Below are 21,006 nucleotides of genomic sequence, written 5' to 3'. Positions count from 1 at the left end.
GATTCTTGCCGGTGATTGCCCGTCATGCGCCGATGAAGTCGAGCGAGTGGCGGGAAAGCGTGCGCGGCGCATGCTCCGTCGTCAGGTAGGTCTGGCCAAGCGTCATGGCCGTTCCGGTATCGGAATCGGCGATAATCATGTGCACGAAGAGCGACATGTTCGGCTCGATCGGTTGCGGGTTGCCGACATGAAACATCTGATGTTCCATCCAGGACGGCGCGAAGCGGGCGCCGAGGGAATAGCCGCAGGCATTCAGCCGATGCCGGGCAAGCCCGCGCTCGTCCATGATCTTCGCATGCATGTCGAAGACGTCGCCGAAGGTGTGGCCGGGTTTCAGCACGGTTTCGATCGCCTGCAGGTTTTCCAGGCAGGCGTTATAGAGTTCGCGATGGCGGTGTGTCGGTTCGCCAATCACGATCGTGCGCATCATGGCGGCGTGATAGTGGGCATAGGTGCCGGCCCATTCGAGCGTAAGCTGGTCGCTCGCATCGAGCTTGCGGCGGCCGGCCTTGTAGCGGCAGAGCAGGGCGTCCGCGCCGGAACCGATGATGTACTCGTTGGCTGGATAATCGCCGCCGCCGGAAAAGACTGCTCCCTGCATGGCGGCAAGGATGTCGGCCTCGTCTGCGCCGGGCTTCGTCAACTTTATCGCTTCATCCAGTGCGTCGTCGGCCAGGGCTGCGGCACGCTCGACATAGGCCACCTCCGCCGGGCTTTTCACGAGGCGCAGCCTGCTGACGAGGTATGAGGCGTCGGTGATCTGGCCGAAGGTGGAAAGCTGGGCATCGAGCAAGTGGGCGATGCGCCCGGTCATGCCATGGGTGTCGTATTCGACGCCGATGCGCGCGCCGAGCAGATCCATGTCGACCAGCAGGTTCCTGAGGTCGAGCGTCGGGTCGGCATTGACGCGATCGACCCAGACGTGGATGTCGTCGAGGATCGACGTGTGCTTGGCCTGGCGAAGGTCCGCCGAGCGGGTGATCAGCGACATCGTGCCGTCGGCTTTGACGATCAGCGCCTGGAAGAAACAGTAGCCGAAGGTGTCGTAGCCCGTCAGCCAGTACATGCTTTCCTGCGCGAAGAGCAGGACGGCGTCGAGCTTTTCCGCGCGCATCTGGTCGGTGAGGCGGGTGAGCCGGCTTGCGAATTCGGCTCTTTCGAAATGCAGTGCCATTCGGTCAAATCTCCCTGATGCTGATTGCTGAAATCTGGCGGCCGTAATCCGGCTCTTTATTATGTGTAGTGCGCCGGTACGAGAAAAAACGCTCGTTGTCCGGATAGGTGCAAATACCAAGGCTTTCGGCGCGCACGCCGGCCTTCCGCAGCCGGTCGACGGTCAACGCCGGAAGATCGAACATCGCATGGGCGGGCTTTCCCGACGGAATGAAATAGCGCTTGTAGGACGAATCTTGAGTGACGAAACGCTCAATGAATTCGGGGCCGACTTCGTAGCTTGCCTGACTGATCGAAGGGCCGAGGCATGCGACGATAGCCTGGCGCTTCGCTCCGAGCCTCTCCATTGCTGCAATGGTGTTTTCCAGGACGCCGGTCAGTGCGCCTTTCCATCCGGCATGCGCCGCGCCGATTACCCGGTTTTCCGGGTCGACGAAGAGGATCGGGCCGCAATCGGCGGCAAGAACGCCGAGCACGATGCCGGGCGTTGCCGTAACCAGTGCATCGGCTTCGGGGCGCGTGCCGTCATAGCTGCCGTCGACGGTGACCGCATCCGGCGAATGAACCTGATGGACTGTCGCGAGCCTTTCCAAGGGCTGTCCGAACCAGGCGGCAACGCGGCGGCGGTTCTCCATCACCTTTGTGCGGTCGTCATTCGAGCCAATTCCGACATTCAGGCCGCGATAGACCCCGTCCGAAACGCCGCCTGCGCGCGTGAAATAGCCGTGGCGGATCGCTTCGCCGGCCGCTTCGTTCAACAGCGCGCTTTCAATCGGTGCGGGAGAGGCCGCGTCTTGCATCAGTGATTCCGGGGTGTTTCGAACGGTGCCATTGTTCGCCGGTCCGCCCGGCGAAGCATTGTTGATTGCGCTGGATGTTGGCCCAGGGCCGAGCGTCCTGTCAATCCACGGGGCGGAACGGCATGAGATCGACGACCGGATAGGAGACGGCCATCACCTTGAAAAGCTCACCCATCCGGCCTTCGCCGGAGCCGGCCAAACGGTCGACCGCGCTCTGGATTATCTGCTGCGTGCGCGGTTCGCGATCGCGGCCGAGAGCGGCGGCGCGCTCGAGAATGCCGAGGCCGATCAGGAAATCGCCCTGATGCAGCGCACCATTGAGATGCAGCCCTGCGGCGACAGCGGTTTTTGCAAGATCTTCGAAATCCACATGGCTCGTCAGATCCGCTTCACCGGGATGGGCAAGCGGCGGATCGAACTCGTGCATGCGCACGGCCTGCAGCGTGTCACCGAAGCCGGTGACCAGGTGTCCGTAGTCGATCGCCAGCGCCGTGCCGCCGAAGGCCCTCAAGCGATCGCAGATGGTGATCATCACGGCCTGCCTGGCCGGTGAAATCTCAAAGAGCGTGCCGGCCGGCACGGCCTGCGGCGATTCGGGTAGCAGTGCCGGATCGATGCTGGCGATCCCGGCAGCGAATGCCAGTTCGCCATCCGCGTCGAGGCCAACCATGCGCTCGCGAAAGCCGGTCGACGTCTTGACGAATTGGCGGATCGGAATAGCGTCGAACAGCTCGTTTGCCGCAATCAGCGTGAAGCCCGGCGGCACCTCCTCAAAATCGAAATGCCAGCTGATCTTGCCCCCATGTGCGACAAGCGTCTGTTGCTGGATGTCGCGAAGGCGTTCGCTCGTTTCGACGAGATGAACGGTCATGTTCTCGAAAAGCGGCGGGGCGAGACGCTCGATGACGCGCAGCATATCAGCCATCATCGTCCCGCGGCCCGCCCCGATTTCAACGAGGCGCAGGCCTGACGGGGTGCCGTGCCGCTGCCAGGCGTGCACAACGAAGACCCCGATCATTTCGCCGAAGAGCTGGCTGACTTCGGGCGCGGTAACGAAATCTCCGGACCGGCCGAAGGGCTCGCGGGTGCGATAGTAGCCGTATTCTGGATCAGCGAGGCAGAGCGAAAAATAGTCCGTGACGCTGATCGGCCCGTTCGCCTGAATGATCGCCTTTATCTTTTCACCGAGTGCGGTCATCATGATCGTACCGTCCTGACAGGCTCAATGCTGCAAAGCGGCCTGGCTGAGGGCCCGCGCCATCGCCCAGATTCCGAGCAGCACCATCGGGAAAGAAAGGACCATGCCCATGGTCAGCCAATTCGTGCCGAGTAGGTAGCCGAGCTGCGCATCCGGCTCACGGAAGAACTCGACCAAGATGCGCGACAGCCCATAGCCGCAAACGAAGACCCCGGTAACGAGTCCAGGTGCTTTCAGCGCCCGGAATCCATAGACGAGAAGGGCAAGCGAAAGCAGCAGCACGATGCCTTCGAGGCCCGCTTCGTAGAGTTGGCTTGGATGGCGTGCAAACGGCCCTCCGGTCGGGAAAACGACTGCCCACGGCACATCCGTCAGCCGTCCCCAAAGCTCGCCGTTGACGAAGTTTGCGATGCGGCCGCAGAACAGGCCGATCGGCACCACGGCGGCAACGATGTCGAAAAGGCTCCAGACCGGAATGCCGTTGCGGCGCGCAAAGACGATCATGGCGATCGTCGTGCCGGTGATTCCACCGTGGAAGGACATGCCGCCGTTCCAGATCTCGATGGCGCGGAGCGGGTTCTCGACCACGGACGGCAGATCGTAGAAAAGGATATAGCCGATGCGGCCGCCGAGAACGATGCCGAGGGCTGCCCAGACGATGAAGTCGTCGATCTGCACCTTGGTGATCGGCGAGGCATTGCCCGGCCAGAGCTCATCGTTGCCGGCGATCTGCCGGGCATAAAGCCATCCGAGCATGATGCCCGCGACATAGGCGAGGCCGTACCAGTGAATAGCCAGCGGGCCGATCGAAAAGGCGATCGGATCGATATCCGGAAAGGGCATGATCGAAAGAAGATTGGCTGCAGTCGGCAAGGCTTTTCCACCCGTTGATGTGCGCGGAACATGGCGTTGCGATACGAAGCGGTCAAGTCGATTGTGAGGCGGAGCATGCCCGGTGCGTGCTTATCCAGAGCAAAGCGCTTGCATCCTTAACGGCAAAGCCCTACCTCCTTTCTAAGGCTTCAGGCCTATCAAAATCATGTGGTGGGAAGGAGAAAAACCGCCATGACGAGTGGAACAAACCGCATCATGGACGAATTCGCCAAGCTGATGACGGATGCAGCGGGCGCCGCCCAGGGTGTACGCAAGGAAATCGAGACCGCCTTCAACGCTCAGGCCGAGCGCTGGCTAAACACCATGGATGTGGTCAAGCGCGAGGAATTCGAGGCCGTCCGCGAAATGGCGATCAAGGCTCGCGACGAAAACGAAGCGTTGCTTGCCCGCGTCGCCGCGCTTGAAGCAAAGCTTGCCGCAAGAACGAAATAAGTCTCATTCTGGCACAAGTGCGGTGTGGCGCATAAGCGGCACGTCGCCTCTTCGAAAAAAAACAGGTGCCGTTTTCCACCTGTGGACACTGCCAAAAAAGCCAATACGCAGAGTCGTTTACAACCTCCTTCTGAAATCAAATTCCGAACGGCTGTCCACAGTACCTTTCCGGAAATGACCGGAGAGGGGCTGGCTTGTCACCGGGGGCGTTATACACTGATTTTAAATGATGATTCGAAGCGGACATTGGTAAGCTCCGGGCAGGTTCACTGCGTTAGGTCTGGCAGCGGTTCAACGAACATCCGAGTGGTGGTTCCGGTATTTGCGTGTGTCTTTTCTTGTGTTCGTAAACCCAAGTTCAGTCGCATTCATTCCGGTCAAGAAGGTGCTGCATGAGCCTTATGGAATTGGAATTCGAGCGTCAGTCGAACCCGGTCGATATGATCGAGTACGTCGCCGCCAACAACGACTGGGCGTTTGAGCGGTCGGGCGAGGACGAGATCGCAATGACGGTCGAGGGGAAGTGGGCCGATTACCACGTTTCCTTCTCCTGGATGGAGGAATTCGAGGCGCTGCATCTCGGCTGCGCTTTCGACATCAAGGTTCCGGAGGCCCGCGTCAACGAGGTCACCAAGCTCTTGGCTGCGATCAATGGCCAGGTTCTGATGGGCCATTTCGATTTGTGGCGGCAGGAAGATGTGATCATCTTCCGGCAGTCGCTGCTGCTGGCGGGCGGGGCCGAGCCGACGAACCGTCAGGTGGAAGTTTTGCTTTCCAGCGCCCTCGATACCTGCGAAGCTTACTATCAGGCGTTCCAGTTCGTCATCTGGTCCGGCCTGGATGCCGCCAAGGCTATGGAAGCAGTTCTCTTCGAAACGGTCGGCGAAGCGTAAAATGTCACCATCGTCTTCCGATACAGTCGTTCTCGTCGGCGCCGGCAATATGGGCGGCGCGATGCTCTCCGGCTGGCTGAAGAGCGGTGTTCCGGGATCCTCCGTTGTCGTGATCGATCCGGGTCCGTCACCCACGATGATGAAGGTCATCGGCGATGCGGGCGCGACGCATGCCTCAACCGTTCCCGCCGGTCTGAAGGCGGATGCCATCTTCCTCGCGGTGAAACCGCAGGTGATGGAAACAGTCCTGCCGCCGGTGAAGAGCGCCGTCGGATCCAAGACGGTGGTCGTTTCAGTGGCTGCTGGCAAGACGCTGGCTTTCCTCGAAAAGCATCTCGGCGAGGCCGCTATGGTTCGCGCCATGCCGAACACGCCCGCCATGATCGGCCGCGGCGTCACCGGCGCCTTCGCCAATGCGCGCGTCAGCGCCCGGCAGCGTGATCGCGTTCATTCCCTTCTTCGCGTCTCTGGTCCTGTCGAGTGGGTCTCGGCCGAGTCCGATATCGATGCCGTGACGGCATTGTCCGGTAGCGGCCCGGCTTATGTGTTCTATCTCGTCGAGTGTATGGCAGAAGCAGGCCGTAAACTTGGCCTGCCGGCGGACCTCGCCATGCGTCTTGCGCGGGAGACTGTCGCGGGGGCTGGTGAACTCCTACACCAGTCCCCCGACGACGCCTCGAAGCTTCGCCAGAACGTCACGTCGCCTGGTGGCACGACGGCCGCGGCCCTTTCCGTGCTGATGGCGGAAGAGGGCATGCAGCCGCTGTTCGACAAGGCTCTTGCAGCTGCCCGCAAGCGTGCTGAAGAACTGGCCGGCTGAAGGGCATCGCGATGGCTGAGGAGATCACCTATGCCGATTTCGAACGTGTGGACATTCGTGTCGGCACGATCATTGAGGCCGAACCCTTTCCGGAAGCCCGAAAGCCGGCGGTCAAGCTGCTGATCGATTTCGGCCCGGAGATCGGCGTCAAGAAATCCTCGGCGCAGATCACCGTGCACTACACGCTGGAAAACCTCGTCGGCCGCCAGGTTCTAGGAGTGGTGAATTTCCCGCCACGCCAGATCGGGCCGTTCCGCTCGGAGGTCCTGACCCTCGGCTTCGAGGACGAAGCGGGCGCGATCGTTCTCGCCGCGACAGACAAAGCGGTGCCGAATGGCAAGAAGCTGATGTGATCAGTGAATGTCGCGCGAGACCGGATCGGTCAGCGTAAAATCGTGAAAGACGGCCTCGAAGCCTGCGCGCTGCGGCGAGCAGAATGCCGGGCCGACCATCACCTCTTCAATCGACGGATTGAACCAGGCGAGGCGCGCCATGCGCCATTCGCTGATCCGGTCGGTCCGGTACTGAATAAAGAGCGCGTCCTTGTTGCGGGTCACGCGAAGGGAGAGCCGTTCGAATTCATGCTCGATGCGAAAGGCCGACCAGTCGGAATTGCCATTGGTGACGACGGTGCTGAAGTGCTTTGCGCCATCGGTGTATTCGACCCCGCATTTCATCCAGCGTGCTGAATCCGCACGGACCATCAGGCCGGCCTGGTCGTAAAGCTCCTGATAGCGGCCTGAGAATGTCACTTCTGCCGTGAAGTCGCCCTTGCGCTGGTGATGCAGAAAATGACCGTCGTCGCGATGGAAGCCGTAATAGGTGCCTTGCCAGAAGTCTGTCTTTTTGCCTGATCGGACGTGCAATGCACCCTCACGAACCTCCGCCAGGGGCGGAGAATTGAGCCAGATCATCTCTTTCGGGTCGATCGCCATCTGGACCTCACGCCGGGATGCGGATGGTGGCGCGGAGGCCGCCGAGAGGACTGTCGCCGAGCGTGACGTTGCCACCGTGGCTGCGGGCGATATCGCGGGCGATGGCAAGGCCGAGGCCGGTGCCGGAAGCGTCCAGATTGCGCGCTTCATCGAGACGGAAGAAGGGCTTGAAGACGTCCTCGCGATTTTTCTCGGGAATGCCGGGGCCATCATCATCGAAGTTCAGCGTCAGCCATTTCGCACTGTGCTTTGCTTCAATGTTCAGCGTATTCGCATAGCGGCGGGCATTGGAGGCGAGGTTAGCCACCAGGCGCGTGAATGCGTTCGGCCGAACCAGGATTTCATCTTCGCCTTCGATCGAATAGCTGAGCGTCTTTTCGTGTAGGGCGAAGTCCGTTTCGATCTTTCCGAGCAGTTCGCTGAGCTTCAGTTCTCCGACATCCTCTTCGATCTCGCTGCGCGCAAAGGCCATATAGGCCTCAAGCATCGATTGCATGTCGTTGACGTCGTCATTCAGGCCCTGGAGTTCGGGACTGTTGCCGGCAAGGGCTAACTGCAGCTTGAAGCGGGTCAGCACCGTGCGCAGGTCGTGACTGACGCCGGTCAGCATCGCGGTTCGCTGTTCGATCTGCCGTTCGATGCGTTCGCGCATCAGGATGAAGGCAAGTCCTGCGCGTCTGACCTCGTCGGCGCCGCGCGGATAGAAGTCATCGTGTTTATGTCCCTTGCCAAAGCTCTCGGCGGCTTGCGCGAGCGTCAGGATCGGCCGAATCTGGCCGCGCAGGAAGAGGATCGATACGCCGATCAGCACGAGAGAGGCGCCGACCATCCAGACGATGAAGATATGCGTGTTCGACGCATAGGTCTGGTTGCGCTTGGTCAAAACGCGCAGAATCTTGGCGTCCAGCTTTATCCGGATTTCAACGAGGCTCGAATCTCCCACGGTGTCGATCCAGTAGGGCCGCTTGATCTGGTCGCTGATCTCATCGCTCAGGATGCCATCGAGGATGGAGAAGAACGGCTTTTCGCGCGGTGGCGGCAGTTCTCCGTCGGGCTCGATCGAAATCTGCAGGTTCAACTGCTCGCGGGCGATGCGCGTGGCTTCGCTGAAATCCGCATCCTGCGGATAGGTTTCGATGATTTGAATGATCGCCGCGATATCGCGGGTGACCGCCATCGACAGGCGCTGCGTCACCATTTGCCAATGGCGCTCCATGAAGACCGCGGCAACGACGGACTGCAGCAGCACCATGGGAATGATGATGATCAGCAGCGAACGGACGTAGAGGCCGGTCGGCAGACGGCGGCGCAGCCAGCGGCCGAACCCTTTCCATCCGGAGGCTGGCGAGCGCTCTTCGCGGCGTAGGGAGTCGAAAGTCACCATCACAGTCGCGATCCTGACGTTGAGGCCATCAATCGATGCTCAGCCTGTATCCTATACCACGAACCGTCTGCAGCCAGACAGGATTTGCGGGATCGTCCTCGATCTTGCGGCGCAGCCGATTGATCTGCACGTCGATCGTGCGCTCGCCGACGTCGACGTCATTGCCGATGAGCTCGTGGCGCGGAATAGTATCGCCGGCACGCCTGGCAAAAAGCAGCATGATCTCCTGCTCGCGGTCCGTGAGGCGGATCACTTCCGTCGCCTTCTTCAGTTCCTTGCGAGTGAGCGAGAAAGTGTACGGGCCGAACATAATCTGCTCGATTTTCGGCGCGTCGGAGGCGTTGCGGCGCAGGATATTGTTGACGCGCAGCACCAGTTCACGCGGATCGAAAGGCTTCGAGAGATAATCGTCGGCGCCGGCTTCAAGTCCCGCGATGCGATTGTCGGACTCCGCGAGCGCTGTCAGCATGATGATCGGCACGTTTTTGATGGCGCGCAGGCCGCGCGTTACGTCGATGCCGGATTCGCCCGGCATCATCACGTCCATGATGATGAGATCGAAGTCGAGCCCGGCAAGCTTGCGTTGCGCCTCGGCGCCATCCGCGGCCACGGTCACCCGGAAGCCGTTCTCCGTCAGATAACGGTTCAAAAGAGCGCGGATTCGGGTGTCGTCATCGACCACCAATAGATGTGCCGCGTCATCCGAAATGATTGTTTTTCCCGCCATTCAACCCGCTTTCGTTGTTTGTCTGTCCCTCATACCCCTTAGAAATGCCTTTACGCTTTCGCGCACCTCCGGAGCGGCACCGTCGAATGCTCTCTCAATGCGGCGCGATTGCGGCTCCGCCAGAGCGAGGGCCAGTTCGCGCCCGGTCTTTGTCGGATATAGCTTACGCTGGCGCCGGTCTTCAGGCCCCGCCACCTGACGAATATACCCCGAATCGATCAGTTGTTTGAGCACCCGAGCGAGGCTCTGTTTGGTAATCTTCAACGTATCCAGAAGATCGGCAACGGTCATGCCCGGTTCACGGTTAACGAAATGCACCACCCGGTGATGGGCCCGGCCGAAGCCGCTCTTTTCCAGGATCGCGTCCGGATCGGAGACGAAATCGCGATAGGCAAAAAAGAAGAGCTCGATGATCTCGAAATCGATGATGCCGGTGTTTTCCATCGGCGCGGCCAACGGTTCGGATTTGGCTGCTTTCGAGCTGGTCTGTCGTGCCGCCACGTCATTTCCTTTCTCGTTCTGCGCGCCCTGCGAAACTATAGCAAAGATATGTCAGCTTTGTTGACATAATTTTGCGCCGCTGTTAGCTTCCCCGGACTTTGCGGAGGCGGGCGTTTGTTCGAAACCGGCCCGTCTTCCCTCCCCATACAACGCTTTTTTTCCCCACTGCGCAGTGGATAAAACGTAATATGGGCAACAATCAACAGGTATGGCGCGCGAGCGCCGGAGGATACGAGAATGGCTTCAGTTCCCTTCGACCAGCTGGATGGGGAAATCTGGTTCAACGGCGAATTCCTGCCTTGGAAGGACGCGAAGATCCACGTGCTGACGCATGGCCTGCATTATGCGAGCGCGGTCTTCGAAGGCGAGCGTGCCTATGGCGGCCGGGTATTCAAGCTGACGGAACACAATCAGCGTCTTCACAAGTCCGCGGAAATTCTTGGTTTCAAGGTGCCTTACCCGGTCGAGGAACTCGATGCGGTAACGGTCGAACTCTTGAAGCGCCAAGGTTTTTCCGAGGCCTATGTGCGGCCGATCGCCTGGCGCGGCAGCGAAATGATGGGGATCTCGGCCCAGTCGAATCGCATCAATGTCGCGATCGCCATCTGGCAGTGGGGCAGCTACTTCAATCCTGCCGAAAAGCTCAAGGGCATCCGCCTCGACATCGCCGAATACCGGCGTCCCGACCCGATGACCGCGCCGGCTTCGTCAAAGGCTGCCGGTCTCTACATGATCTGCACTATTTCCAAGCATGCCGCAGAGGCAAAAGGCTACGCGGACGCGATGATGCTTGATTACCGCGGCCAGGTCGCCGAAGCGACGGGTGCCAACATCTTCTTCGTTAAGGACGGCGTCATTCATACGCCGCTTCCGGATTGCTTCCTGAACGGCATCACGCGCCAGACGGTGATCGAGCTTGCCAAGCGCCGCGGCTATCCAGTCGTCGAGCGCGCGATCCAGCCGGAAGAGCTCTCGGGCTTCAGCGAATGCTTCCTGACGGGCTCTGCCGCGGAAGTGACGCCGGTCTCTGAGATCGGCCCTTATAAGTTCGCGCCGGCGACGATCTCAGAGATGCTGATGAACGACTACATGACGGAAGTGTATTCGGCGGCGTCTATCGCGGCCGAATAACCTCGACAAGGAAAGCCCGGCCGCGCCTTCCGCGGGCCGGGCTTTTATATTACCGCGCCCGCGCCATCACCATTCCGACGATGGTCGACAGGATACCGCCGCCGATCAGGCCGCCGATGCCATCGGCAATTAGTCCGGTCAACGCCGCTTCGCCGCCGACCATGCTGAGAAGCATGCCGCCGCCGATACCGCCAATTGCACCAGCGATCGTCCGGGCGACGACGCTGACCGCCTGCTGTTTCAGCGCCGCGCTCGCGGCATTGCCGCCGACGGCGCCGGCAATCAGTTGCGTGATGAGCGGAAGTAACGCTTCCATGATTTCCCTCCAAATGGCGATCGATGCGAATCGCCTGCACATCGCTCCCTGCGACGTATTAGAATTTTATCATGTCCTGGAGGGAAAGGGGAGCTAAAAACAACCCATACGAGAGATTCGGTATTTAAAAGGCTAGCGAGGCGATCTACGGACCGCCTCGCGCCATATCTCATTGATAGACGTAGACAATGCGGCGGGTGCCCGGATCGACGAGGACGGGTCGCTCATTGATGCGGACGTAGCGATACTCGTAGTTCGGAATCTCCTGGAACGTCACGCTCTCCGGAACCTCGGCACCCACGACGACGTCGCCGCTCAATTGGACTGTCTGCGCCGGTGTGGTTTCGATATAGGTGCGGACCGTCTCAGGCGGAGTTATCGCCTCCACGGAGCCGACGGGACCAAGCAGTTCGTCGCCCGGTGCGGGATCGGCAGGGATGCTTGCGGTCGATTCATAAGTCACGGTCGGGACGCCAAGCACCGCTTCGTTCTCTTCGACAATGACAGGATTGCCGTCGCGCAGGACCTGCAGATATTCGGCATAGACCCAGCCGCGCATGCCGTTCACATCGACGCGGCACCAGCGGCTGCCCTGGATGCAGCCGTCGAGCAAGGCGGGCGAACCGCGCGTTGCGACGCCGACCGAGGGATACTGCGGGCCAGGCCCGGAACGCACATTGAGGTCATTGATGGCCGTCGCGGTCATTTCCGCATGGGCGAAGCCAGCGCTCGCGGCGAGCACGGCGCCTGCCAGGAAAAGATGTCTCGTGAAGGTCATTCTTTTTCTCCTTGCTTTTTGCTGGAGTGAAACGCTCCGTTCACCATCTGGTTCCGCCTTTCGAGAGGTCGGGTTGAAAACCGGATTCACCAGAACGCCTCAAGACATTGAAAGTTAACAATAAAGATTAATGCTGCGTGCCATTTTCTGCTGCGATGAACAGTTGTTACGAGGCGTCTTGATAGTGTGAGTCAGTGTGAGGATCGCCAAAAAAGCGGCTGGATTTGGCGATCTTTCCGGCTATATCGAAGCAGGCAGAGAGACCAAGCGAGGCATATCATGGGCATGCTCCAAGCCGGCGTCATTCCGGTAACACCCTTCCAGCAGAACTGCACCGTTCTCTTCGATCCGGACACGAAGGAGGGCGTGGTCGTCGATCCGGGCGGCGATGTGTCGGTCATTCTCAAAGCGCTCGAGGAGAACGACCTGGTCATCAAGGAGATCTGGCTGACACACGGGCATCTCGATCATGCCGGCGGCGCCAAGGAACTCAAGGAAGCGCTCGACGTCGATATCGTCGGTCCGCACGAGGATGATCGGCCGCTGCTGGAGCGGATCGAGATACAGGCGCAGAAATATGGCATCACCGGTCTGCAGAACGTCGTGCCGGACCGCTGGCTGAAGGATGGCGACAGGATTTCCTTCGGTAGCCATGAGTTCGAAGTTTATCACACGCCCGGCCACGCGCCCGGCCATGTCATCTATTTCAATCGGGCCCAGAACTTCGCGCATCTCGGCGACGTGCTCTTCAATGGCTCGATCGGCCGAACCGATCTGCCAGGCGGCAATCACCAGCAACTGCTGGATTCGATCCGCGACAAGGTGCTGCCGCTCGGCGATGACGTCGGTTTCATCTGCGGGCACGGCCCCGGCAGCCGCATCGGCGACGAGCGACGCAGCAACCCATTCCTCAGCGGCATCTGATCTCGTCAAACGGCCAAAACAAATGCGCCGCTCGATGAGCGGCGCATTGCGTTTGGAGGGGGTCTCGGATCAGCCTGCGGTGCAGAAGTGCTCGCGGCCGTCGTTGCCGACAAAGGTGCCACTGCTCGGATCGAAACTGCGGTAGCGGTAAGAGCAGTAGCGCTCCCACTGCGGCGTCCAGGGCTCGATATCAGCGCGGACAGGGGCGTAGTAACGCGGCGGTGCGCGGTAAACCGGCACGGCTTCATATTCCGGCTCATAGGGCGGATCGATATAGCGCGGCTCTTCATAATAGCGCGGTTGATTGGCGATGGCCGAGCCGACGATCAGGCCGGTTGCAAGGCCGACCGCGCCGCCGACAAGCGCTGCGTCGCCATTGCTGTGGCGATGCCAGCGGTCACGGGCGGATGCTTCGCCGATTACAGAAAGGGTGAGGGCTGCGGCAGTAGCTGTCAGAAGAAGTGTCTTGGCGAGCCTGTTCATGGTCATATCCTATTCTTGGAACCCCGTGAGCGGTTCCTGCGCCGTGATGATGACAAGATAGTGGCGGCTATCTGAACGGACGCTGAATGATAAAACCCGGCATAGCTGCCGGGCCTCAACTCGAATTAGGCGGTCTTGTTGAGGCTTCAGCCGTCAATCTGCAGATTGACGGCCTTGGGCCCCTTGCCGCGGCGATCTGGCTCCGTGTCGAAGCTGACCTTCTGATTTTCGGTCAGACCGGCAAGGCCGGAAGCCTGAACGGCGGAAATGTGAACGAAGATATCGGCGCCACCCTTGTCCGGCTTGATAAAGCCAAAGCCTTTGTCGCTATTGAAGAATTTAACAGTGCCAGTCTCGGCCATGCGTCAGGTCCTTTTCTCTCTGCCCGCCATCCACACGGGCAGCATCAACTATGTCCCTTGCGGGGCGTTGGCAGGCAATTCTTGAAATTCGAGAAAAAGGTCCCCTCTACCCCGGCCTGTCTCATGACGGGATTATTCCCCACCTTGGCGAGACCGGCTGACCGGAATATTAGCGTTTCCGGCGCGCACATTCTTAAGGACTTCCCATGCTCGCAAAATGCCCGAACGCCGTGAGATTGCTGCGATTATCGGGAATTGGCAAGCAAAAGTTTTTTAACGTGTTAGCGAAAGCACATTTAGTGCGGCTATCCTATTTGCGTCAAAACGCAAATTTTCGCTCACAGCGGACGCATGATTAACGTTTTGTATTGTTCGCAATATAAGTTGAGAGCAGATTTTCCCAAAAATGCAACGATAGCGCGTCCTCGATGAGGCGAGAAATTTTTTCCGAATTCGCCGTCCAACGCAGAAAAAGCCATAGCTCAAGCGGGCTGGCTGCGCCTTTTTCCGAGTTCCGGTACCAGTTCGACCACAAGCATAGCGGTAAACATCAGCGCACAGCCTGCATAGCCGAGCCGGGGCATAGTCTCTCCGAGCAGCAGCGCGCCGAGCGCCGAGCCGAAGAGCGCTTCGGAGGAGAGGAAGATGGCAGCTTGCGACGGTGTCGTGTAGCGCTGGCCGATCACCTGCAGCACGAAGGCGACGCCGGAGGAAAAGATGCCAACGTAGAGGATTTCGGGTGCTGCATCCGTGACCGCTTCCACGCTGATCGGCTCGATGGTGGCGGCCACGACGAGGGCACAGACTGCTGTCACTCCAAATTGGGCGGCAGAAAGCATAAGCGGCCGTTCGGTCTCGGAAACTGTCGTGCCTGCGAGCGTGATCTGGATCGCCCAGAAGGCGGCGCAAATGACCGTCAGTCCGTCGCCCATGGTCAGCGCGGAAAGCTGTCCGCCGGACAGCATGTAGATGCCGGCGACGGCGGTGACGGCAGCCGGCCAGATGATCCAGTGCGGCGGGCGGCGCACGAAGGCGACGGCGATCAGCGGCACGAAGACGACATAGAGACCCGTGATGAAGCTCGAATTCGTCACAGTCGTCGTCTGAAGGCCGATCTGTTGGGTCAAGGCGCCGCCGAAAAGGGCAAAGCCGATCAGGATATAAAGCCCGAGATGACGGCGCGTGGTCTTAACCCTGGCCTTGCGTGCCTCAAGGAGCACGAAAGGCAGGACCGCGACCGTCGCGACCCCAAAGCGCAGTCCGATAAACCAGAAGGGACCGATTGCCTTCATGGCCGTCGACTGCGCGACGAAGCCGCCGCCCCAGATCGCGGCAGCAAGCAACAGAAGGAGGTTCGCCTGGACGCGCGTCATGTCAGTCCTTGATGTGGGGCAGGTTGTGGCAGCGACGGTTACCAGTTGCATTTCGTTTCGGCAAGGGCGAAGAGGGGCGCGTTCAGAGTGCCAGATTGCTCGCATGGCCGCATGAATCACCGCCGGCTACTCCGGAACTCCGCTTGCGAAAAGCTTGGCCTGAGGGACGGGCAGGCGGCCTTTCTGGTGACCGCAAGGAGCTTCGTCCTAACCGTTCTGACGGTCGGCGCGCGAGACGCGCAGTAGCGCGCCATCGGCTTCGTCCGTGACCATCAGGAGCGCTCCGTCCGGTGCGATGACAATGTCGCGGATGCGGCCGTAATCGCCTTCGAAAATCTGCTCCTCTGCAACGAAAGCACCGCTATCATCGCGCTGCATGCGGGAGAGCAGTTCGAATTTGAGCGCTGCGACGAGGAAGTTGCCGTCCCATTCCGGAAACATCTTGCCGCGATAGATCGCGAGCGCGCCGGGGGCGATGGAGGGGTCCCAATAGTGCAGCGGCTGTTCCAGCCCTTTCTTGGCCGTGCCTTCGCCGATCTTTGTGCCGGAGTAATTCCGTCCATAGCTGATGATCGGCCAGCCGTAATTCTTGCCGGGCTCGATGACATTGATTTCGTCACCGCCGCGCGCACCATGTTCGACGGTGTAGAGTTTGCCGTCGGCGGTGTCGAAGGTGATGCCCTGCGGGTTGCGATGGCCTTTCGACCAGATTTCCGGCAGTGCCTTGCCGCCGTTCTTGAACGGGTTGTCCGCAGGGATGCTCCCATCGGCATTGATATGCACGATGGAGCCGGCATCATCCTTCCAGTCTTGAGAGCGGTCGCGGTCGCCGCGGTCACCTATGCTGATAAAGAGACTGCCGTCGCGGGCGATGGCGATGCGCGCACCATATTGGATACTGCCGCCGGTGAACTGGTCCATGGTGAAGATTGGCTTCACGTTCTCGAGCCTGCTGCCGTCGGCGGCAAGCGTGGCGCTGAAGGCTTCGGTTCCCGAGCCTCTGCGATTGGCGGTCGATGCCGTGAAATAGATCGTGCGGCTCGTTGCGAAGTCCGGCGCGAGCGCTACGTCCATCAGGCCGCCCTGGCCGCGGGCACGGACGTCCGGCACGCCTCCGATCGGATCTGAAAGCTTTCCCTCCCTGACGATCCGCATCCGGCCTGGCCGCTCAGTCACCAGATAGGCGCCGTCGGGCATGACTTCCACGGCCCAGGGATGCTCCAGCCCATTCGCCAGGGTTTCGACGCTAACTGCGACCTTCTCGGTCTCGACCCTGTCTGCTGCCGCGGCGAAGCCGGGTGCGAAGACGGGCACGCCAGCAAGCAGGGAAGCGGCGAATGTTCTGGCGATAGTCATGTGGCGTTCCCCGTCGCGGTCATCCGCTTTCAACGTGGAGCGGCGGGCAGGGCTCTTCAACCTTATTGCGGCGCAGATAACGGCTTTGTGTTTTGCGGTTGAATGGAGGCGGTCGGCGTCGTGTCCACCACGTCGGCTTCGGCAAAGGAGCGCTGCAGCAGGATCTGCGCGACCGCAGCCTTTCCCTTGATGTAGAAGCCGTCGCTCATCAGCGCGACGCCATACAGGGCAAGCCCGGCGATGCCGAGCGCAATCATCCGCTCGACCATCGAAAGGCGCGAGAAAAGGAAGCCTTTCTCGCGCTGCCGCGGCGCGTCGTGGGCCGTGGCCGCAGCGGTCGCCATGGCCAGTTCGAGGTAAGAGGGAAGCGGTTCGAACTCGCCCGCGTCCTGAAGCCGGTTTCCGTTGCGGCCCATTACCTGCTCCTCACCGTCATCAGGCGCTTGATGCGGCGGCGCCACACGGCCAGTGCGCCCGCTGCGGTCAGGGCGAAAAGCAGCAGAGTCAGCCCGCGCATGATCTGTCCGTCGGCATGCGTCGCCGTCCGCGGTTTGGCCGAAACGGCGGGTTGGGCGGTCGCGCCGTTTGTCGCCACCGGTGCGGTTAAGGAGCCGGCAATTTGCTCGGTCTTCTGCGGCTGTGGCGCCTCTTCGGCGCGGGCGGTGGAAATGATTCCGAACGCAATCGTCGAAGCGGCGACGACGCTTACTGCAATCAAAAATGAAAGCGAAACCCGGCGGGCGCGAAGCCGCGCTGCGGCCCGCTCTTCCTCCAGAAACATTGGCATACCCTCAACAACCAATTAGGAGCGCTAAGGATGAGGCTTCGATCCCGGCGGGCTCGCGACCGAATTGTGGCATGCCGCGTCATTTGTTGCGGCATAATCATGGCAAAGGCCGAATCCGCGAAGTTTTTGATTTCAGGGGCGAAATCCACATCCCTTCAGAGATTGGTTCAAGTTCTTCGCAAAGTGATTCATGCTTGCGCCGCCGCGCGTGGCCAATGATCAATAAGAATCATTGGCACCATCACGCCTTTGCGCTTGAAATGCTGCTGCACATTGGACATAGAGCTAACCGCAGAACTCCGGTCCCGGCCTTCTGCCCGTTTCAACCGTAGAGGACCGTTATCATGGCCTTTCTTGCCGATGCTCTTTCCCGTGTGAAGCCTTCAGCCACCATCGCCGTCTCCCAGAAAGCGCGCGAGCTGAAAGCCAAGGGGCGCGATGTGATCGGACTTGGCGCCGGCGAGCCGGACTTCGATACGCCGGACAATATCAAGAAGGCCGCCATCGACGCTATCAATCGCGGCGAGACGAAATACACGCCGGTTTCCGGTATCCCGGAGCTACGCAAGGCGATCGCCGCGAAGTTCAAGCGCGAGAACGGCCTGGAATATTCCTGGGAGCAGACGATCGTCGGCACCGGCGGCAAGCAGATCCTGTTCAATGCCTTCATGGCGACGCTGAATCCGGGCGATGAAGTCGTCATCCCGGCGCCTTACTGGGTGTCCTATCCGGAGATGGTGGCGCTTTGCGGCGGCACACCCGTCATCGTCTCGGCGACGCAGGAAAACAACTTCAAGCTCCAGGCGGCCGATCTCGACAAGGCGATCACGCCGAAGACCAAGTGGTTCGTCTTCAACTCGCCGTCGAACCCGTCGGGTGCTGCCTATACGCATGCGGAACTCAAGGCGCTGACCGATGTGCTGCTCAAGCATCCGCATGTCTGGGTGCTGACGGACGACATGTACGAGCACCTGACCTATGGCGACTTCAAGTTCGTGACGCCGGTCGAAGTCGAGCCTGAGCTCTACGACCGCACGCTGACCATGAACGGCGTCTCCAAGGCCTATGCAATGACCGGCTGGCGTATCGGCTATGCGGCCGGACCGCTGCCGCTCATCAAAGCGATGGACATGATCCAGGGCCAGCAGACCTCGGGCGCCACCTCGATCGCTCAGTGGGCCGCCGTCGAAGCGCTGAACGGCACGCAGGATTTCATCCCGGTGAATAAGAAGATCTTCGAAGGCCGCCGCGATCTGGTGGTGTCGATGCTGAACCAGGCCAAAGGCATCGTCTGCCCGTCGCCGGAAGGCGCCTTCTATGTCTACCCGTCCTGCGCCGGCCTGATCGGCAAGACCACGCCTTCGGGCAAGGTCATCGAGACCGACGAAGATTTCGTGTCCGAACTGCTCGAAAGCGAAGGCGTCGCCGTCGTGCACGGCTCGGCATTCGGCCTCGGCCCGAACTTCCGCATTTCCTATGCGACTTCGGAAGCCCTGCTCGAAGAGGCCTGCAAGCGCATCCAGCGCTTCTGCGCGGCCTGCAAGTAAGGCAGTTGGCAGAAATTGAAGAGAGGCTCGTCAGCGACGGCGGGCCTTTCTATTTTATAGGATCGTTGACGATGTGGCTGCATGTGGCTACATTTGGCGTATGAAAACCGTATCGATCCGCGATGCCAAGAACCGCCTGACTGAACTCGCTCGCGAGGTCGAGGAAGGGGAGACGATTGTCGTGACGCGAAACGGCCGCCCGGTCTTTGATCTCGTCCCGCATAAGCCGCGTGGCGGTTTGAATTTGGAGGCTGGCCAAGCCTACCTCCGGTCGAAGGGCATTACCAATCCCGTGCCCTTCATAGCCGACGATTTCGACGATCCTTTGCCGGAGGATTTTCTCCTTAGGCCCCTGCCTGAACCATGAGGCTGCTGCTCGACACGCATATCGTGCTTGCGATCTTGCGAAAGGATGTTGCACAGCGATTTCCTGTGGTCACGACCTTGTTAGGCGAGCCGCAAACAGTCGGATTTGTGAGTGTCGCGAGCCTATGGGAAACTGCGATCAAGGCAAGACTAGGCAAGCTGGATCCCGGTATGCCTCTTGAAGAGATGGCGCAATCTCTTCAGAAAATAGGATTGTCGCTCCTTGGGATCGATGTCAGCCACGTCATAACCGCGGCCGATCCCGAGCCGGATACCCGCGATCCCTTCGACCGCCTTCTGCTTGCCCAATGCCAGATCGAAGGGCTGCGGCTTGTGACGATCGACCGGGCACTGGCTGACCATCCGCTGGCCCTGAAATTCTGATCCCGCTCTTCGGCAGCCGATGATTTTCCGTATCAGGCAGGGCAGGTGCGGGGTGAATTTGCAGTCTTGTGCATTTAATGGAATACTGCCGAAAATTGGTCAGCCGGAAGCAATCGCGGCGTGCCTCATAACTCTCGCCTTGCCGCCCGCGATGGAGCCGGATGCAGTCCGGAAGCCTTCGGCTGATCGCCGATAAATCGGGCCACTGAAAAAAGAGGAGAGGTGCATGATCAAGGTGGTTTACGAGGTCGTTCCCCACGACGGCGGCTGGGCTTACCGGCTGGGAGACGTCTATTCCGAAGCGTTCCCCTCGCATGCCGAGGCGCTGGAAGCAGCCCGCATCGTCGCGGCCGAGCAGCAGGTCGGCGGCGATTCCGCCGAGATCAGCTGGCAGGACGAGAAGGGCAAATGGCATGAGGAATATGCCGAAGGTGGCGACCGGCCGGAGACGGAAGTCGTCGACAGCAAATGGAAGAGCGGCGGTTCCGCCGAGGCCTTTCCTCGTGCCTGAGCCGAGCGTCCGTTCGACGATCGTGTTGATCAACCCGCGGCATTCAAGCGCAGGCTCCCTCGCGCGCGGCACGATCTGCCACATGATGAAACTTCCTCTGACCTCTATTGAAGGAAGCCGCTAGGCTTGCTGCAACTCCGCCAGCGCGATGCGCGCGACGGCAAGCGGGCTTTCAGCAGACGTATTCATATTGTCGCCGAGGAACCAGGCCGCAGACAGGCCGGAATACGCGACGATCCATTGGAGCAAGCGTTTGGGTTCCATGCCGGTTTCGGCACAAACGATCCGAAGCTGACGCTGCAGCCGTCCCGGCATTCTGACGGCCGGAAGATCTTCGTTGGCGAAAGTATTGGCATAGTCGAAGCCGCGTTCGCCGAATAGACCCTTCGGGTCGATCGCAAGCCACCCGTCCTCTTCAAAATCGAGAATGTTGCTGTGGTGAATGTCGCCGTGCAGCACGCCCGGATCGCGCGGATCGGCAAGCAGCGTCTCGGCGATCGCGCTGCATTCGGCAAGCACGCCGCCATAGGTTTTCGCGGCGGGCTCCAGTTCCCTGAACCAGCGGCGAAGAGGAACAAGTTCGGGCAAGGGCTTTTGTCGTGGCGCATGCAGCCTTTCGACCGTGCGGCAGATGATGCGGCTAGCCTCGTCGTCTTCACCGTCCGTCGCCATCTTGAATAGGGAGCGGTTGCCGGTCGCCCGCTCGAGCAGAACGGCTTCGTCATCATGGGCATAGACCTTGGCGGCACCGTCACCATCCCACCAGTGCATCAACGCGCCGCCGGCCCTTTCGGCCTCGTCACGAGACTTCTTGAGCATTGCCGGCCTGCCGCTCCAGAGGACCGGCAGGAGGTGGCTGGAATGGGTGATGATCGGTTCGCCGTCCGGTATCAGCGACCAGCGGCGGAGATGGGATTCGAACATGGCCGCA

General features: G+C 60.3%; 26 protein-coding genes and 1 pseudogene. 10 read left to right on the top strand and 17 right to left on the bottom strand.

The genetic code is table 11. From position 1 onward, the window contains the following. Positions 1-22: 22 nt before the first annotated feature. The 4 genes from BN1800_RS02760 to lgt all read right to left on the bottom strand — a co-directional run bounded on the left by BN1800_RS02760 (position 23) and on the right by lgt (position 4,044). Positions 23-1,174, bottom strand: a complete 1,152-nt coding sequence (locus BN1800_RS02760) for a M24 family metallopeptidase (protein WP_086994212.1) — start codon at positions 1,172-1,174, stop codon at positions 23-25. Positions 1,175-1,178: 4 nt separating this feature from the next. Next, positions 1,179-1,973, bottom strand: a complete 795-nt coding sequence (gene pgeF, locus BN1800_RS02755) for a peptidoglycan editing factor PgeF (RefSeq protein ID WP_086994209.1) — start codon at positions 1,971-1,973, stop codon at positions 1,179-1,181. Positions 1,974-2,073: 100 nt separating this feature from the next. Beyond that, positions 2,074-3,174, bottom strand: a complete 1,101-nt coding sequence (locus BN1800_RS02750) for a class I SAM-dependent methyltransferase (protein ID WP_086994206.1) — start codon at positions 3,172-3,174, stop codon at positions 2,074-2,076. A gap of 21 nt (positions 3,175-3,195) precedes the next feature. Then, positions 3,196-4,044 carry a prolipoprotein diacylglyceryl transferase gene (gene lgt, locus BN1800_RS02745; protein ID WP_027508422.1) on the bottom strand — a complete coding sequence of 283 codons (849 nt, stop codon included), beginning with the start codon at positions 4,042-4,044 and terminating at the stop codon, positions 3,196-3,198. Positions 4,045-4,236: 192 nt separating this feature from the next. Here lgt and BN1800_RS02740 point away from each other — a divergent pair, with 192 nt between their 5' ends. The 4 genes from BN1800_RS02740 to BN1800_RS02725 all read left to right on the top strand — a co-directional run bounded on the left by BN1800_RS02740 (position 4,237) and on the right by BN1800_RS02725 (position 6,563). Beyond that, complete coding sequence (locus BN1800_RS02740; RefSeq protein WP_027508423.1) at positions 4,237-4,497, top strand: accessory factor UbiK family protein; 261 nt, start codon at positions 4,237-4,239, stop codon at positions 4,495-4,497. A gap of 392 nt (positions 4,498-4,889) precedes the next feature. After that, on the top strand, positions 4,890-5,390 hold the full coding sequence (locus tag BN1800_RS02735) for a type III secretion system chaperone family protein (protein WP_027508424.1): 501 nt from the start codon (positions 4,890-4,892) through the stop codon (positions 5,388-5,390). A gap of 1 nt (position 5,391) precedes the next feature. Continuing rightward, a complete protein-coding gene (gene proC / locus BN1800_RS02730; protein ID WP_086994203.1) occupies positions 5,392-6,210 on the top strand; it encodes a pyrroline-5-carboxylate reductase in 819 nt (272 codons plus the stop codon). 11 nt (positions 6,211-6,221) lie between these two features. After that, positions 6,222-6,563: a tRNA-binding protein gene (locus tag BN1800_RS02725; RefSeq protein ID WP_086994200.1), complete on the top strand. Its 342-nt coding sequence runs from the start codon at positions 6,222-6,224 to the stop codon at positions 6,561-6,563. On the opposite strand, the gene BN1800_RS02720 is transcribed toward BN1800_RS02725, so the two are convergent. From BN1800_RS02720 to BN1800_RS02705, 4 genes are read right to left on the bottom strand one after another with little or no spacing between them, the layout of a single operon-like run. Then, positions 6,564-7,145 carry a DUF1349 domain-containing protein gene (locus tag BN1800_RS02720; protein ID WP_086994197.1) on the bottom strand — a complete coding sequence of 194 codons (582 nt, stop codon included), beginning with the start codon at positions 7,143-7,145 and terminating at the stop codon, positions 6,564-6,566. Positions 7,146-7,152: 7 nt separating this feature from the next. Beyond that, positions 7,153-8,529 carry an ATP-binding protein gene (locus BN1800_RS02715; RefSeq protein WP_086994194.1) on the bottom strand — a complete coding sequence of 459 codons (1,377 nt, stop codon included), beginning with the start codon at positions 8,527-8,529 and terminating at the stop codon, positions 7,153-7,155. A gap of 28 nt (positions 8,530-8,557) precedes the next feature. Beyond that, a complete protein-coding gene (locus BN1800_RS02710) occupies positions 8,558-9,256 on the bottom strand; it encodes a response regulator (protein ID WP_027508429.1) in 699 nt (232 codons plus the stop codon). Next, a complete protein-coding gene (locus BN1800_RS02705; protein ID WP_051336468.1) occupies positions 9,257-9,700 on the bottom strand; it encodes a MarR family winged helix-turn-helix transcriptional regulator in 444 nt (147 codons plus the stop codon). It lies immediately after the preceding gene. A gap of 294 nt (positions 9,701-9,994) precedes the next feature. Here BN1800_RS02705 and BN1800_RS02700 point away from each other — a divergent pair, with 294 nt between their 5' ends. Further along, a complete protein-coding gene (locus BN1800_RS02700) occupies positions 9,995-10,888 on the top strand; it encodes a branched-chain amino acid aminotransferase (protein ID WP_086994191.1) in 894 nt (297 codons plus the stop codon). A 49-nt stretch (positions 10,889-10,937) separates the two neighbouring features. Here the strand turns inward: BN1800_RS02700 and BN1800_RS02695 are convergent, their stop codons facing one another. Together BN1800_RS02695 and BN1800_RS02690 are read right to left on the bottom strand one after the other, a co-directional pair. Further along, positions 10,938-11,204 (bottom strand): hypothetical protein, encoded by a 267-nt coding sequence (locus BN1800_RS02695; protein ID WP_027508432.1) that lies wholly within the window; start codon positions 11,202-11,204, stop codon positions 10,938-10,940. A gap of 169 nt (positions 11,205-11,373) precedes the next feature. Then, a complete protein-coding gene (locus tag BN1800_RS02690) occupies positions 11,374-11,982 on the bottom strand; it encodes a DUF1236 domain-containing protein (RefSeq protein WP_027508433.1) in 609 nt (202 codons plus the stop codon). Positions 11,983-12,261: 279 nt separating this feature from the next. Between BN1800_RS02690 and BN1800_RS02685 the strand changes: the two genes are divergently transcribed. Continuing rightward, positions 12,262-12,906, top strand: a complete 645-nt coding sequence (locus BN1800_RS02685) for an MBL fold metallo-hydrolase (RefSeq protein ID WP_027508434.1) — start codon at positions 12,262-12,264, stop codon at positions 12,904-12,906. Positions 12,907-12,975: 69 nt separating this feature from the next. Here the strand turns inward: BN1800_RS02685 and BN1800_RS02680 are convergent, their stop codons facing one another. The 6 genes and pseudogenes from BN1800_RS02680 to BN1800_RS02655 all read right to left on the bottom strand — a co-directional run bounded on the left by BN1800_RS02680 (position 12,976) and on the right by BN1800_RS02655 (position 17,261). Beyond that, positions 12,976-13,389: a BA14K family protein gene (locus BN1800_RS02680; RefSeq protein WP_027508435.1), complete on the bottom strand. Its 414-nt coding sequence runs from the start codon at positions 13,387-13,389 to the stop codon at positions 12,976-12,978. A gap of 146 nt (positions 13,390-13,535) precedes the next feature. Continuing rightward, positions 13,536-13,751, bottom strand: a complete 216-nt coding sequence (locus BN1800_RS02675) for a cold-shock protein (protein WP_027508436.1) — start codon at positions 13,749-13,751, stop codon at positions 13,536-13,538. Positions 13,752-14,233: 482 nt separating this feature from the next. After that, positions 14,234-15,124, bottom strand: coding sequence for a DMT family transporter (locus BN1800_RS02670; RefSeq protein WP_086994188.1), 891 nt, complete (start codon positions 15,122-15,124; stop codon positions 14,234-14,236). Between the two features lie 207 nt (positions 15,125-15,331). Then, entirely contained in the window at positions 15,332-16,480 is a 1,149-nt protein-coding gene (locus tag BN1800_RS02665) for a PQQ-dependent sugar dehydrogenase (RefSeq protein ID WP_051336461.1), read from the bottom strand. Positions 16,481-16,560: 80 nt separating this feature from the next. Continuing rightward, a pseudogene (locus tag BN1800_RS02660) lies at positions 16,561-16,896 on the bottom strand (class GN sortase); the annotation flags it as partial. Next, positions 16,896-17,261 carry a hypothetical protein gene (locus tag BN1800_RS02655; protein ID WP_086994185.1) on the bottom strand — a complete coding sequence of 122 codons (366 nt, stop codon included), beginning with the start codon at positions 17,259-17,261 and terminating at the stop codon, positions 16,896-16,898. The pseudogene BN1800_RS02660 and the gene BN1800_RS02655, both read right to left, overlap by 1 nt. 350 nt (positions 17,262-17,611) lie before the next feature. Between BN1800_RS02655 and BN1800_RS02650 the strand changes: the two genes are divergently transcribed. The 4 genes from BN1800_RS02650 (at position 17,612) to BN1800_RS02635 (ending at position 20,075) form a co-directional block, all read left to right on the top strand. Next, a complete protein-coding gene (locus tag BN1800_RS02650; protein ID WP_086994181.1) occupies positions 17,612-18,814 on the top strand; it encodes a pyridoxal phosphate-dependent aminotransferase in 1,203 nt (400 codons plus the stop codon). A gap of 100 nt (positions 18,815-18,914) precedes the next feature. After that, entirely contained in the window at positions 18,915-19,181 is a 267-nt protein-coding gene (locus BN1800_RS02645) for a type II toxin-antitoxin system Phd/YefM family antitoxin (protein WP_027508442.1), read from the top strand. Then, complete coding sequence (locus tag BN1800_RS02640; protein WP_027508443.1) at positions 19,178-19,564, top strand: type II toxin-antitoxin system VapC family toxin; 387 nt, start codon at positions 19,178-19,180, stop codon at positions 19,562-19,564. Before BN1800_RS02645 ends, BN1800_RS02640 begins: the two co-directional genes overlap by 4 nt. A gap of 226 nt (positions 19,565-19,790) precedes the next feature. Next, positions 19,791-20,075 (top strand): DUF2188 domain-containing protein, encoded by a 285-nt coding sequence (locus tag BN1800_RS02635; RefSeq protein ID WP_027508444.1) that lies wholly within the window; start codon positions 19,791-19,793, stop codon positions 20,073-20,075. A gap of 120 nt (positions 20,076-20,195) precedes the next feature. On the opposite strand, the gene BN1800_RS02630 is transcribed toward BN1800_RS02635, so the two are convergent. Then, entirely contained in the window at positions 20,196-20,999 is an 804-nt protein-coding gene (locus BN1800_RS02630; protein WP_086994177.1) for an aminoglycoside phosphotransferase family protein, read from the bottom strand. Positions 21,000-21,006 lie beyond the last annotated feature (7 nt).

It is taken from the genome of Rhizobium sullae (genome assembly GCF_900169785.1).
Taxonomy (GTDB): Bacteria; Pseudomonadota; Alphaproteobacteria; order Rhizobiales; family Rhizobiaceae; genus Rhizobium; species Rhizobium sullae.
Note: the sequence above shows the minus strand (reverse complement) of the source record. Positions and strands in the feature narration are given on the sequence as shown.